Origin of the sequence: Saccharothrix sp. (genome assembly GCF_031180885.1) — a bacterium.
Taxonomy (GTDB): domain Bacteria; phylum Actinomycetota; class Actinomycetes; order Mycobacteriales; family Pseudonocardiaceae; genus Actinosynnema.
Map to the genome: position 1 here is coordinate 21,735 of NZ_JAPSLK010000022.1, position 12,968 is coordinate 34,702.

The following is a 12,968-nucleotide window of genomic DNA, read 5'->3' on the forward strand; positions in this document are numbered from 1 at the left end:
ATCAGGGGTGATCAGACTAACCATATAGCCCGCAAGCACGCCGACCGCCTCGATCCAGTGTTAATGATGTTAACGCTAACATCCGGATCGGCGGCGGGGTCAAGGGTGACCGCAGGGCGTGCGGAGGGAGGAATGCCCGATGGACGTGCGCCTTTCCCGCCATCGACGACCGCGCGCCGGGGTCGTGTCGGTGGTCCTCGCCCTGCTGGCCGGCCTGATCGTCGTGGCGGCCCCGACCGCCTCCGCAGCCCCCGCCGTGCAGTACACGAACCCGCTGGCGAACCAACGGGCCGATCCGCACATCTTCAAGCACACCGACGGCTACTACTACTTCACCGCCACCGCCCCGGAGTACGACCGCATCGTGCTCCGGCGCGCGACCACCATCCAGGGCCTGGCGAGCGCGCCCGAGTCGGTGATCTGGCGGCGGCACACCACCGGTGAGATGGGCGCGCACATCTGGGCGCCGGAGATCCACTTCATCAACGGCAAGTGGTACGTCTACTTCGCCGCCGGGCGCGCCGAGGACGTGTGGCGCATCCGGCCCTACGTGCTGGAGAACACCTCCGCCAACCCGTTGACCGGCACCTGGGTCGAACGCGGCCGGGTCAACGTCCCGTGGGACACCTTCTCCCTGGACATGTCGACCTTCGTGGTGGGCGGCGTGCGCTACCTGACCTGGGCGCAGGCCGAACCGGGCATCGCCACCAACTCCAACATCTACCTGGCCCGCATGGGCGCGGACCCGTGGCAGATCACCGGGACCGTGGCGCGCCTGACCGTGCCGACGCTGGACTGGGAGACCCGCGGTGGCGTGAAGGTCGCCGAGGGGCCGGCGGTGGTCGAGCGCGGCGGACGGGTGTTCATGACCTACTCGGCCAGCGCGACCGACCACAACTACTGCCTCGGGATGCTCTCCGCGAGCGCGTCGGCCGACCTGCTCAACCCCGCGTCGTGGACCAAGTCGCCCACCCCGGTGTTCGCGAGCAACGCGGCGACCGGCCAGTACGGTCCCGGGCACAACTCGTTCACCGTGTCCGAGGACGGCCAGAGCGACATCCTGGTCTACCACGACCGCAACTACCGCGACATCGCCGGCGACCCGCTGCGCGACCCCAACCGCCGCACCCGCGTGCAGAAGTTCTACTGGCGCGCGGACGGCTCGCCGGACTTCGGCATCCCCGTCGCCGACGGCGTCACCCCGGTGCGGCTGAAGTCCTACAACGTGCCCGACCGGTTCGTCCGGCACTGGGAGTACCGGGCGCGGATCGAGGCGAACGTGCAGCCGCTGGCGGACTCGCAGTTCCGGATCGTCCCCGGCCTGTCCGGCTCGGGCACGGTGTCCCTGGAGTCGACCAACTTCCCCGGCTACTACCTGCGGCACCGCAACTACGAGGTGTGGGTGGAGCGCGACGACGGCAGTGCCGGCTTCCGGGCCGACGCGAGCTTCTTCCGCCGCGCGGGCCTGGCGTCCGGTTCGGCGGTGTCGTTCGAGGCGATCACCCACCCGGGCTACTACCTGCGGCACTTCAACTACCTGATGGTCCTGCGCACCGCCCCCGACGCGATCGGGCGGGCCGACGCGACGTTCGTGCTGGAGTGAAGATGAAGCCGACCCGCGCACTCGCGCTCGTCCTGACGACCCTGGCCACGTCGGTGCTGGTCGGCGTGCCCGCCGCCCACGCGGCCGGCCCGGTGCCGCACTACCTGATGACCGCGTTCACCAACAGCAGCGAGTCGAACATGTACGTCTACGACTCGCCGAACGCGACGAACTTCAGCCTGGTGCGGGCCAACGCGTACCGGCCGCCGTCCGGCCTGATCCGCGACCCCAGCGTGATCCGGCACAGCGACGGCTACTACTACGTCGTCTACACCACCGGGTGGACCGGCAACACGATCGGGTTCGCCCGCAGCGCCGACTACACGAACTGGACGTTCCTGCGGAACGTGACCGTGGGCCTGAACGGCTCGACCGGCAGCACGTGGGCGCCGGAGTGGTTCCGGGACAGCGACGGCAGCGTGCACGTCGTGTTCTCCGCCTCCACCACCGGCACCTCGGGCCAGTTCCGGCCCTACCGCATCACCGCCACCAACGGCGACCTGTCCGCGTGGACCTCCCCCGTGCCGCTGGGCATCCCGGCGAACTACATCGACAGCTTCCTGGTCAAGGTCGGCGGCACCTACCACAACTTCCTCAAGAACGAGACCACCAAGTACATCGAGCACGCCACCGCCACGTCGCTCAACGGCCCCTGGCAGTTCGTCGGCACCGGGAACTGGGCCGGCTGGGGCTCGGGTCTGGAGGGACCGGCGGTGGTGCAGCTGCCGGACGGCCGGTGGCGGATCTACTTCGACCAGTACGCGGCGGGCCGCTACTACTACGCCGACAGCGCGGACCTGAACTCGTTCGGGGCCAAGGTGGAGCTGCCCGGTCTGACCGGCACCGCGCGGCACTTCACGGTGTTGCGGGAGAACGTCGGCGACAGCACGGCGGTGCCCACCGGGAACCGGTCGCTGCGCTCGGCGAACTTCCCCGACCGCTACGTCCGGCACCGCGACAACCTCGCCTACATCGACCCCATCAGCACCGCGACGGACCGCGCCGACGCCACGTTCACGATCGGCGCGGGCCTGGCCAACTCCGGGTGCTACTCGTTCCAGGCGGTCAACTTCCCCGGCTACTACCTGCGGCACAACAACATGCGCCTGACGCTGGCCCGTGACGACGGTTCCGCGCTGTTCCGGGGCGATGCCACGTTCTGCGGCCGGGCGGGGCTGGCCGGGGCGGGCACGACGTCCTTCGAGTCCTACAACTTCCCGGGTCGCTACCTGCGCCACTACAACTACGAACTGCGGCTCGACCTGCGGGAGAACACGTCCACGTTCGCCGGCGACGCTTCCTTCACCGTGGCGGCACCGCTGTCCTGATCTCCGGCGCGCTGGGAAGTCGGATGGTGACGGTGAGGCCGCCGGTGGGGCGTGCTGTGAGGTCGAGGGTGCCGTCGTGGGCTCGGACGATGCTGTGCACGATGGCGAGTCCGAGCCCTACGCCGGCGTGTTCGTCGGTGCGGATGCGTTCCGTGCCGCGCTGGAAGGGTTCCGTCAGGGTCGGCACGAGTTCGGGTGGGAGCGGAGGGCCGGTGTTCTCGACCTTGAGAACGCTCCCCTCGGGCCCTGCTTCCGCGTGGATGATCGCCGTGCCGCCGGTCGGTACGTTGTGGACGATGGCGTTCTGGACGAGGTTGATCACCATTCTGAGGAGGAGTGCCGCCGAGCCGACCGTTTGAGTGGTGCCGCCGGTGACGGTGAGGGTGATTCCGCGTTGTTCGGCTAGCGGGAGCAGGGTTTCGGTGGCTTCCTCGGCGATCAGGGAGAGGTCGACGGTCTCGCGGGTGAAGTTCCTCCGGTCGGCGCGGCTGAGCAGGAGCAGGGCTTCGGTGAGGTCGATCGCGCGGGTGTTGACGGTGTGGAGGCGTTCGACGAGTTCGGCCCGGTCGCGGGTGGGGTCGTTGCGGGCCACTTCCAGCAGTGTCCGGGAGATCGCGAGCGGGGTGCGCAGTTCGTGGGAGGCGTTGGCGGCGAACCTGCGTTGTTCGGTGACGTGTGATTCGAGCTGTTCCAGCATGGTGTCGAAGACGTCGGCGAGTTCGCGGAACTCGTCCGCCGGGCCGTCCATGTGGATGCGGTGGGACAGCGAGCCGTTGGCGGCCAGGCGCGCCGCGGTCGTGATCTTGGTCAGTGGTGCGAGCATGCGGCCGGCGAGGATCCAACCGCCTATCAGGCCGACGAACAGCAGGAGGACGAGTGCGATGGCGGCGGCGGGCGCGAAGATCTTGAGGAGGAGGTTGCGGCTGGGGGACAGGCCCAGCAGGCCCTGGTCGCGGTCGGGCACGTAGCGGAGCAGGAACGCCCAGACCACGGCGAGCAGCAGGGCGCTGGCGAGCATCAGGAACCCGGCGTAGCTGAAGGTGAGCTTGAGCCGGGCGCTGAGGCCCGGCCGCCTGGTCATGCGTCGATCCGGTAGCCGACGCCCGGGACGGTGGCGATGAGCCAGGGTTCGCCGAGGCGTTTGCGCAGGGCGGAGATGGTGATGCGGACGGCGTTGGTGAACGGGTCGGCGTTCTCGTCCCAGGCCCGTGCCAGCAGCTCCTCGGCGCTGACCACGCCACCTTCGGCGGCGACGAGCACTTCGAGGACGGCGAACTGCTTGCGGGTGAGGGCGACGTAGCGGCCGTCGCGGAAGACCTCGCGGCGGAACGGGTCCACGCGCAGGCCCGCGATCTCGCGGACCGGGGGTCGGGCGTGCCCGCGCCTGCGGTCCAGCGCGCGCAGGCGGAGGACGAGTTCGCGCAGCTCGAACGGTTTGGTGAGGTAGTCGTCGGCGCCGAGTTCGAAGCCGGAGGCCTTGTCGTCGATCCGGTCGGCGGCGGTGAGCATGAGGATCGGGGTGCCGGTGCCGGAGGCGACGATCCGGCGGGCGACCTCGTCGCCGGAGGGGCCGGGGATGTCGCGGTCGAGGACGGCGAGGTCGTAGGAGTTGACGCTGAGCAGCTCCAGCGCGGTGTCGCCGTCGGGCGCGACGTCGGCGGCGATGGCCTCCAGGCGGAGGCCGTCCCGGACGGCTTCGGCGAGGTAGGGCTCGTCCTCCACGATCAGCACGCGCATGACCGCCAGGGTAGGCAGCCCGGCATATCGCCACCATATGAAACGCTCCCGGGTCGCCGTGTGGAAGGCATCAGGCGGCAGTCCGCGTTGTGCAGGCTTCAGGCGGCGGTCCTCGCGTTGTGCAGGTCTCAAGCGGCGGTCCTCGCGTTGTGCAGGTCTCAAGCGGCGGTCTCCGCGTTGTGCAGGTCTGAGGCGGCGGTCCGGGGTCTCATGGCGGTCGGGTGCCACCAGGGGCGTGAGACGAGGGCGGCCAGCGCGGCTCCGGCGGCGTTGAGCAGCACGTCGTCCACAGAGGACACCCGGTCGAGGCGCAGGACGTACTGCGCTGTCTCGACCAACACCGAACAGCCCACTCCGAGCGCCAGGACCCGTGGCACCGACGCCAGTGCCGCGAACCGCAGCGGGGCGAGGAACCCCAGTGCCGCGAACACCAGCAGGTTGCCGACGACCTGCCCGGTCGCGGTCTGCGGCCCGGCGGCGAAGATCGCCGACAGGTCTCGCAGCGGCACCAGGCTCACCTGCCCGGCGACGTCCCCGGCCCGGCCGCCCGGCAACATGATCATCCACACCCACGGCACCGTCCCGTAGACCATGCCTACCTCGGCCAACGATCTCCGCCAGGCCCACGACGTCCCACCCCGCCGCCAGGCCAGCCCCCACACCACCAGCCCGGCCACCGGCAGCAGGGCCACCGCGAGCACCACGACCCCGGTGAACGTGCCGACCAGACTGTGCCACCCCTTGATCACGCTTCCTCCTCCCGATCGCCCGGTCCATGGAAGCCGGAAGTCGGTTCTTGGGGCGTAAGCGTTTTTGCTTATGTTCGCGATATGTCCGGCCGGGTTGACTGAGTGCGGCGGGAAAGCCACCTGGTCGCTTTGACCGTGATCGCCACGAGGGCGACTCCGGCCACGATGTCCAGGACGTAGTGGTGTCCAGTAACGAGCACGACGAAGGCGGTCAGCAATGGAAAGAGCCAGGCCAACCACGCCATCCGGTGATGGCGCAGCATCGACCACACCGCGTAGCCGCACCACGTGGTCCAGGCGACGTGCATGCTCGGCATGGCTGCGAGGAGGTTGATACCCGGACGGGGGATGCGGTGTTGCGCGCCGCCGAGGATGTCGTAGGTGGCCATGTAGTCGACGATGCCGGGCAGGGAGAACCGTGGTGGGGCTTCCGGGTAGAGCAAGACGAGGGGGAGGTCGAGGAGGGTCATCACGACCAACACGGTGCGCAGCTGCCGGTAGTGCGCGCGTCGGGCGAGGTAGAGCCAGATCAGCACGGCTGGCACCGCCAGGACGCTGAGGCGGTAGAAGTACCCGGTCAGGTAGATCGCTTCCGGGTGCGCGAGGACCATCTGGTTGAGCGGCAGTTCGACGTCGATCTTGAGCGCCCGCTCGATCCGCTGGACCAGGAGGGCGTTCTCGGTGGCCGCCGGCCCACCCCGGTCGACCGCGGCCCGGACCAGCCCGAACGCGATGTACCCACCGATCAACAACGGCACTTCGAGAACCCACAATGGCCGCTCGTGCCGCACACGTAAGGACCGCATGCGGCGTGAGCGTAGGTGGGCAGGTGAAGGCGCGATGTGAAGTGCGGTCCTCGGCGGACGGTCGCGCTGGGCAGGTCGTCACGGACCAGTGCGACGACCTGCCCAACGAGCGGACCGGGTACGTCGAAGTCGGTGGAGCCGGTCGTGGTGGCGGGGATGGTCGCGGTGGGGTTGAACCGCCAGTCGGCCGAAGTTCTGACAAAGCCGCCGACCTGCCGAACGGCTACCCGCTCGACCCGCCGGACAGCAAGATCGCGTCGAGCACGCCGTCTACCTCGACGCACCGGCGATGGCGGCCTGGTACGCGCACCCGGAGTTCCACGTCCTCAAGTGAACCGCCTGTGGCCCGCACCCCGGTCCTGCTACGCTTGTCGTGATGATTCACTACTCGTGCAGATCGGGGGTTCCGTTCGTCAAAGGTGAGTGCTGATGCACCACTTGACCGCGAATGAGAACACCCGCCTTCTCCTCTGGTCGCGCGTGCGCGAGTTCGCCGTGCCGCCGACGATGATCGAGTCAGCGACTGCCCGCCGCGCGGTGGGTGACTGGGCCGGGGCCTGTGCCGCGGCGCGCGTTGACGTGGACCTGAACCTCAGAGCCGTGGGGCGTGCCCATGGTGCGCAGGTCGTCGCACAGGTCCGCGACGACCTGCGGCACCTGGCTCCGGACCTGCTGCGCTGGCACTTCCCGCGGATCCCTCCCGACGGCCTGTTGCGGCCCGGGCTGACCGTTTCCCTTGCCCGGTACGGCCCGCTGCACCTCGTGGCGCGCACACCGCCGGCCTGGGCGGACGCCGGTCAGCGGATCAGTCTCGCGCTGTGGGACCCGGGGCGGCCCCGGGACGGGGCGGGTGCGCATCCCCATCCCCGGCCGGACCGAAGGTTCCGGCTCGACCTGCACCGACATTTGTGGGACGTGCGCAGGGTTGGTGAGCTGCGAGAACGTTCCGGGAGTGCGCCCGCAGGGGGCTGCGCCGTCGACCGGTGGGTGGACGAGGCGGCGTTGCTGCTGCGGGCGGACGGGGTTGCGGACGGGGTTGTCGCCGTGCGGCTCAACACCCGGCGTTGGCTGGCGGTGGCGCCGTCCGAGGCGCGGATCGTGGAGTGCCCGCCGAGAAGTCGTGCGGGGCCGGTGTTGCCCGATGCCGCCACCTGGGTGTTGCCCGACCTGGAGCTGCTCCGAGCCGGGATGATCGACGCCGACCGGCTGCATCCCCTTGTGGCGTCGGCACTTCTGCCGGGACACCGGGCCGCCGAGACCCGAAACCCGGACCGCACGGGGGAGCGCCTGGTCGAGTGTCGTGGTGCGACGCATCGGATCGGTGTGGTGGACGGGGTGCTGGTCCCGCTCGACCACGACGCCGACGAGATCCGGCGCGAGGAGTTGCTGGTCGCGTTGGGTGGTCCGCCATTGCCGTGCCTGCGCGCGATCGACGACGTCCACCGGCATCCGGAGTCCCTTGTGGACGTTCGCGCCCGCCTGGACCACGGCGACGCCGCCGGCGCCATTGCCGCGGTCGAAGACCTGCTCGGACCGGACGCGATCCTGCGTGGCGGCGCGCTGCGCGACGAGCTGGAGACGGCGGTGCGCCGTCGGCTCGCGCACGGCCTGTACCGCGCCGGACTCCTCGGGGGTGGAGGCGCCCCGTCCACTCAGGACAGTCGAGACACTCGGCGAAGCAGGCGAAACCGCCTGCGCCACGCCACTCACTGAGCCCTGCCCACGCAAGGGCTCCCAGACCTCATGGTGATCAAACATGCCCGCACACGTTCACAAGCCGCTCGACGTTGCCGCCGATTTGCTTGCCCTGCTTCAGAAAACCGACACCGAGCCACGTGCCGACCCGCAATTGGAAGCCCTGACCCTGGCCGTGTCCGCCGACCTGCCGGTCCTGCTGTGGGGCGAACCGGGGATCGGCAAGACCGCGGCCTTGATCCAGCTCGCCGACGCGCTCGAACTGCCGTTGACCACGGTCATCGCGAGCGTGCACGAGCCGTCCGACTTCTCCGGTCTGCCGGTGGTCGGTGACGACCCGGCGGTGCAGGGCGTGCCGATGGCCCCGCCGGACTGGGCCGTGCGCCTGGTCCGAGCCGGCAAAGGGCTGTTGTTCCTGGACGAGCTGTCCACGGCACCGCCCGCCGTTCAAGCCGCGCTGCTCCGCGTTGTGCTTGAGCGCCGAATCGGAGCGCTGACCCTCCCACCTGGGGTCCGGATCGTGGCTGCGGCCAACCCGCGGTCTTCGGCGGCGGACGGGTGGGAGCTGAGTCCGCCGCTGGCCAACCGGTTCGTCCACCTGCAATGGGCCCACGACCACGACGTCGTGGTGCGCGGACTGGGTGGGACGTGGCCGCGTGCGACGTTGCCCCGGCTCGACCCGGCGCGGCTGCCGGAGGCGGTGGCGTTGGCGCGGCGCGCGGTGTGTGAACTCCTCGCCGCTCGGCCCGGGCTCGTGCACCAACTGCCGAAGAGTGAAGCGCGCCGGGGTGGTGCGTGGCCGTCGCCGCGCAGTTGGGAGATGACGTTGCGGCTGATCGCGTTCGCCACCGCGGCGGACGTGTCCCGCGAAGTGCTGTCGATGCTGGTGCGCGGCACGGTGGGCGATGGGCCGGGGCTGGAACTGCTGGCGGGTCTCGACCGGCTGGACCTGCCGGACCCCGAGGTGCTGCTCGCGGACCCGGCGGCGGCCGTCCTGCCCGAGCGCGGCGACCTGCGGCAGACCGTGCTCGACGGCGTGGTGGAGGCGGTGCGGCGGCGGCCGGAGTGGGCGCGGTGGGACGCGGCGTGGCAGCTTCTGGTGCTGGCGCTGGAAACCGGTGCACCGGACCTGGTCGTCGTGCCGGCGTCCACGCTCGCGGCGGTGCGGCGGGACGACTGGGAAGTTCCGGCGGCGATCGAGCGGTTGGCGGGCGCGGTGGCGGTGTCGCGGCGAGCGGACCGGGTGGCCGCCAAGGTCGGGGCGGGCCGGTGACGTCGGGGACCTTGGACGAGGAGAAGCTCTTCGCCGCACGGTTGTACGCGGTCCGCAGCCGGCCGTACCTGGCGACGGCGTTGTTCGCCTTGCACGTGGTGGAATCGCGGTGGGTGCCCACGATGGCCGTCGACCAGCACTGGCGCTGCTACGTGTCGCCGGCGTTCGTGGACCGCACCCCGGTGGAGGAACTGGCCGGGGTGTGGGTGCACGAGGTGTCCCACCTGCTGCGCGACCACCACGGGCGCAGCGACCGGTTCGCCGCCGAGCACGGGTTGAGCGGGCCGGGGGAGCGGTTGCGGATGAACATCGCGGCGGACTGCGAGATCAACGACGACGTGTTCGGTGAAGGGCTGGTGCGACCGGAGGGCGCGGTCGAGCCGACGATGCTGCGGCTGTCCGAGGGGCAGTTGATGGAGGACTACCTGCGGCAGTTCCGGCTCGGGCCGCACACGAACGCGTTGGCCTGGCTGGATTGCGGCAGCGGTGCGGACGGCTTGGCGCGACCTTGGGACCTGGGGCCGGACGGCGCCCACGGGCTCAGCACGGGGGAACGGGACGCCGTTCGGTTCCGGGTCGCCCAGGGCATCACCGCGCGGCCGGGGAGCGTGCCGAAGGGGTGGCAGCGTTGGGCGGAGGAGGCTTTCCACCCGCCGCAGCCGTGGCGGGAGCTGCTGGGGGCGGCGGTCCGTTCGGCGGTCTCGGGCGCCGGTGCGGGGGAGGACTACACCTACGGTCGGCCCGCGCGCCGGTCGGCGAGCCTGCCCGGTGTGGTCCTGCCGAGCCTGCGCCGCCGGCCGCCCCGGGTGCGGGTCATCGTCGACACGTCCGGGTCGGTGAGCGACGCCGAGTTGGGCAGCGCCCTGGTCGAGATCGCCGGGATCGTACGTGCGGTGGGCGGACGGCGCGACCTGGTCTCGGTGCTGTCGTGCGACGCCGCCGCCCAGGTCACGCACCCGTTGTGCCGAGCGGAGGGGATTCCGCTGGTGGGCGGCGGCGGCACGGACCTGCGCACCGGCTTCGCCCAGTCCCTGCGCACCAGTCCGCGGCCGGACGTGATCGTCGCCTTGACCGACGGCCAGACCCCTTGGCCCGAGGCCAGACCACCGTGCCGGACGGTCGTGGGCCTGTTCCCGCGCTCGGGCCGCTCCGGCGAGGACAACCCCGACTACCGCCCGGACACACCGCCGCCGTGGGCACGGGTGGTGACCATCGGTTGATCACTCCTCGACGGACACGTGTCCGCTGGGCTGCTCCGTCACGGTGAAGTGGAGCCGGCCGGGTGACCGCACCACCATCGACACCAGGAAGACCGCGCCACCGGCGGCCTGCGTGACGACAACCGTGAAGTAGGAGTCCACCGCGTGCCCGCGGTCGTCGGGCTGGGCATCGCCGCCACGCTCCTGGGCGGCGTGCCCGCCGCCGGCCTCTGCGTTTACGTGTGCTGGCGGATGTTGCGCCCACGGGGGCTCGCCGAACAGCAAGGCGTCGACGAGCCCCCGGAAAGGGTGTCGAGGAGCCCTCGACCGCACGACCTACAGGATGATCTCGGCGCGGGCGCGCTCGTTCGGCGTTCCGATGTCCCAGAAGCGCACCGTGCCGCGGGCCTTCTGGTACGCGCCGGTGCCGCCGGTGATCGCCATGTCGAGCGGGCTCGTGCCACGGGACCACTGGGCCTGCATGGTCACCGAGCCGCGTTCGACGTTCATCGTGATCACGCACTGCATGTCGACGTCGTCACCGTCGACGTGGATGACCTGGCACGAACCGCCGCCGTGCCCGACCACCCGGCCGTCCTTGATCGCCTTGCCGGAGTAGACGTCCATGTCGCCCAGGCTCAGCCCCGGTTTGCCGAGGTCGAGGGCTTCGTACTGCTCGTTGCGCACCCCGAGTTCGAGGATCTCGACCCGGTCCCGGGCCGCGGTCTCCGGCGCGCCCTCGGCCACGCTGCAACCGCCGACCGCGACGGCGACGAGGGACACGGCGGCGAGCCTGGTGAACGTCTTCTTGTTGTGCATGGTGGTTCCTCTGTTTGAAATCCGACGGTGGAAATCAGGACTGCTGGACCCAGCCGCGTTGCGCCGCCCACTCCCGGGCGAGGTCGTCGGCGGCGGGCAGGGTGAGGATCGAGACGGCGAGCAGGCCCACGACGAGCCCGATCGGCCCGGCCCACTGGCGCGTGGTGGGCCGGGGGTGGTCCGCGGTGGCCGGGAGTCGGCGGTCGGCGGGCCGCAGAGCCCACGACACGACGGCGAACGCCAGGTACATCAGCGGTGGCCCCCACGACACCAGAGTGTCGCCGACGACCACGAACGACAGCACGGCGGCCCCCACATGAAGAAGACGCCCGCGTACGCCCACCGAGGATCTCGTAGACGATCGTGAACAACAACGGCCGCAACACCGTGAACCGCTCCGCCTGCGGAGTTCGGTGCCCTGTGCTCAGACATGCCCCCAAGACACCGCCGGCCCGTCGAACGTGACAGGAGTCGACGTGACGCGGGGCACACCGGAAACGTCGAAGGTCCGCGAGTGCTGCGACTCGCGGACCTTGGGGACGGATGCGGAACGGTCAGTAAGGAACGGCGAAGGCGTGGCTCATCACGGCTGCGTGGGTGGTGGTGGAGCCGGTGCTGTCGGTCAGGCCGCTGGCGGCCATTTGGATGGCGGCCGTGGAGCCGCCCAGCCAGTCGGTCTTGACGTAGAAGTTGAAGCGCGGGATGCAGTCGCCGCCCGTGGCCGCGGGGAAGAGGAGGTGCAGTGGGACGACCTGGTGGTGGACGTCGCGGCGGACGGTGGTGGTGATGGAGGTGCTGTCGGTCTTGCAGAGGGTGCCGTCGCGTTTCCACTGGTTGACGAACAGGGTGACCTGGACGTTGACGAAGTTGTCCGGGCAGTCGTAGCCGGCGGGTTCGGGGTGGCAGGCCATCAGTTCCATGTCGCCGAACACGCTCAGGCCGGTGACCGGGGCCGTGTCGAAGGTGTCGTGGGCGGGTTCGCGGACCGGGGTGGCGCCCGGGTTCAGGGCGATCACGCGGCCCCGGGACACGTTGTCACCGTCGTCGGCCTGGATCGGGGCGCCGGTGAGGGTGTTCGCGACGCTGGTGTCGGCGTACCGCATCGAGCCGCCGACCAGTTGGACCAGGGAGCTGGTGGTGCCGAGGCTGGCGGTGCGCAGGTAGGTGGTGCAGGTGACGGTGCCGGCCGCGCCCGGGTGGACCAGGAACCTGGTGGTGACGTTGATGTCCTTCAGGTTGGCGGGTGCGTCGGGTGTCGCGGCGAGGACGTTCTGGCCCATCACGACGTTCTTGTGCCAGCTCGGGCCAGTGCAGCGCACCTCGTTGTCGATCAACGTCCGGTACGAGGCGTTGTTGACGCGCAGCGTGGAGTAGACGTAGGCGGTCTGCGTGGCGGTCATGGCCAGGGAGACCGAACCCAGCGCGATCACGCTGTGCACACCACCCGGAGGAACTTTCACCTCCCGCGGCGTGAACGAGACACTGGCGGCGGCGGTCCCGGCGGTGGCGACCAGGGCTGTGCAGGTCAGAGCGGCGGCGGTCAAGGCCGTGATCAGACGTTTCATGTCGTTTCCCCTTCGCGGTGGAGCTTGGCACGTCTTCACCGGAACATGGCGGACAAGGGTGCTTTTCCACCGGAAGGGCTGGCGGCCGTGGGTGGCGCTCGCGGGGTGTCGGAGTGGTGCGTCGGCGGTGTCTCTTTCGGGTGGTGCATGGGCCGGCCGCCCGGTCCGCGTGGACAGACTGGACGGGACGGGCG

Annotated in this window: 13 protein-coding genes; 5 read left to right on the forward strand and 8 right to left on the reverse strand. The window is 70.4% G+C overall.

The window, feature by feature from the left end:
- Positions 1-139: 139 nt before the first annotated feature.
- The gene (locus RIN75_RS23800; RefSeq protein ID WP_309114218.1) at positions 140-1,603 is read left to right on the forward strand and encodes a family 43 glycosylhydrolase; all 1,464 of its coding nucleotides are present in this window, start codon (positions 140-142) and stop codon (positions 1,601-1,603) included.
- Positions 1,604-1,605: 2 nt separating this feature from the next.
- Positions 1,606-2,931: a glycoside hydrolase family 43 protein gene (locus tag RIN75_RS23805; RefSeq protein ID WP_309114219.1), complete on the forward strand. Its 1,326-nt coding sequence runs from the start codon at positions 1,606-1,608 to the stop codon at positions 2,929-2,931.
- Here the strand turns inward: RIN75_RS23805 and RIN75_RS23810 are convergent.
- The 4 genes from RIN75_RS23810 to RIN75_RS23825 all read right to left on the reverse strand — a co-directional run bounded on the left by RIN75_RS23810 (position 2,906) and on the right by RIN75_RS23825 (position 6,223).
- Positions 2,906-4,012 carry a HAMP domain-containing sensor histidine kinase gene (locus tag RIN75_RS23810; RefSeq protein WP_309114220.1) on the reverse strand — a complete coding sequence of 369 codons (1,107 nt, stop codon included), beginning with the start codon at positions 4,010-4,012 and terminating at the stop codon, positions 2,906-2,908. The genes RIN75_RS23805 and RIN75_RS23810 overlap by 26 nt on opposite strands.
- Positions 4,009-4,668, reverse strand: coding sequence for a response regulator transcription factor (locus RIN75_RS23815; protein WP_309114221.1), 660 nt, complete (start codon positions 4,666-4,668; stop codon positions 4,009-4,011). Before RIN75_RS23815 ends, RIN75_RS23810 begins: the two co-directional genes overlap by 4 nt.
- Positions 4,669-4,826: 158 nt before the next feature.
- Entirely contained in the window at positions 4,827-5,417 is a 591-nt protein-coding gene (locus tag RIN75_RS23820) for a VanZ family protein (RefSeq protein ID WP_309114222.1), read from the reverse strand.
- A gap of 68 nt (positions 5,418-5,485) precedes the next feature.
- Positions 5,486-6,223, reverse strand: coding sequence for a phosphatase PAP2 family protein (locus RIN75_RS23825; RefSeq protein WP_309114223.1), 738 nt, complete (start codon positions 6,221-6,223; stop codon positions 5,486-5,488).
- Between the two features lie 429 nt (positions 6,224-6,652).
- Here RIN75_RS23825 and RIN75_RS23830 point away from each other — a divergent pair, with 429 nt between their 5' ends.
- The 3 genes from RIN75_RS23830 to RIN75_RS23840 are packed head-to-tail and all read left to right on the forward strand — an operon-like array spanning position 6,653 to position 10,411.
- Positions 6,653-7,936, forward strand: coding sequence for a hypothetical protein (locus RIN75_RS23830; RefSeq protein ID WP_309114224.1), 1,284 nt, complete (start codon positions 6,653-6,655; stop codon positions 7,934-7,936).
- 43 nt (positions 7,937-7,979) lie between these two features.
- Positions 7,980-9,191, forward strand: a complete 1,212-nt coding sequence (locus RIN75_RS23835; protein WP_309114225.1) for a MoxR family ATPase — start codon at positions 7,980-7,982, stop codon at positions 9,189-9,191.
- The gene (locus RIN75_RS23840) at positions 9,188-10,411 is read left to right on the forward strand and encodes a VWA-like domain-containing protein (RefSeq protein WP_309114226.1); all 1,224 of its coding nucleotides are present in this window, start codon (positions 9,188-9,190) and stop codon (positions 10,409-10,411) included. Before RIN75_RS23835 ends, RIN75_RS23840 begins: the two co-directional genes overlap by 4 nt.
- Here RIN75_RS23840 and RIN75_RS23845 read toward each other — a convergent pair whose 3' ends face one another.
- From RIN75_RS23845 to RIN75_RS23860, 4 genes are all read right to left on the reverse strand, one after another.
- Positions 10,412-10,552 carry a hypothetical protein gene (locus RIN75_RS23845; protein ID WP_309114227.1) on the reverse strand — a complete coding sequence of 47 codons (141 nt, stop codon included), beginning with the start codon at positions 10,550-10,552 and terminating at the stop codon, positions 10,412-10,414. It abuts the gene before it with no gap.
- 174 nt (positions 10,553-10,726) lie between these two features.
- A complete protein-coding gene (locus RIN75_RS23850) occupies positions 10,727-11,209 on the reverse strand; it encodes a hypothetical protein (protein WP_309114228.1) in 483 nt (160 codons plus the stop codon).
- Positions 11,210-11,243: 34 nt separating this feature from the next.
- Positions 11,244-11,513, reverse strand: coding sequence for a hypothetical protein (locus tag RIN75_RS23855; RefSeq protein WP_309114229.1), 270 nt, complete (start codon positions 11,511-11,513; stop codon positions 11,244-11,246).
- Between the two features lie 250 nt (positions 11,514-11,763).
- Entirely contained in the window at positions 11,764-12,774 is a 1,011-nt protein-coding gene (locus tag RIN75_RS23860) for a hypothetical protein (protein ID WP_309114230.1), read from the reverse strand.
- Positions 12,775-12,968 lie beyond the last annotated feature (194 nt).

Coding starts and splice junctions, on each gene's coding strand:
- RIN75_RS23800 (WP_309114218.1), top strand. CDS start 140: ATGGACGTGCGCCTTTCCCGCCATCGACGACCGCGCGCCGGGGTCGTG.
- RIN75_RS23805 (WP_309114219.1), top strand. CDS start 1,606: ATGAAGCCGACCCGCGCACTCGCGCTCGTCCTGACGACCCTGGCCACG.
- RIN75_RS23810 (WP_309114220.1), bottom strand. CDS start 4,012: ATGACCAGGCGGCCGGGCCTCAGCGCCCGGCTCAAGCTCACCTTCAGC.
- RIN75_RS23815 (WP_309114221.1), bottom strand. CDS start 4,668: ATGCGCGTGCTGATCGTGGAGGACGAGCCCTACCTCGCCGAAGCCGTC.
- RIN75_RS23825 (WP_309114223.1), bottom strand. CDS start 6,223: ATGCGGTCCTTACGTGTGCGGCACGAGCGGCCATTGTGGGTTCTCGAA.
- RIN75_RS23830 (WP_309114224.1), top strand. CDS start 6,653: ATGCACCACTTGACCGCGAATGAGAACACCCGCCTTCTCCTCTGGTCG.
- RIN75_RS23835 (WP_309114225.1), top strand. CDS start 7,980: ATGCCCGCACACGTTCACAAGCCGCTCGACGTTGCCGCCGATTTGCTT.
- RIN75_RS23850 (WP_309114228.1), bottom strand. CDS start 11,209: ATGCACAACAAGAAGACGTTCACCAGGCTCGCCGCCGTGTCCCTCGTC.
- RIN75_RS23860 (WP_309114230.1), bottom strand. CDS start 12,774: ATGAAACGTCTGATCACGGCCTTGACCGCCGCCGCTCTGACCTGCACA.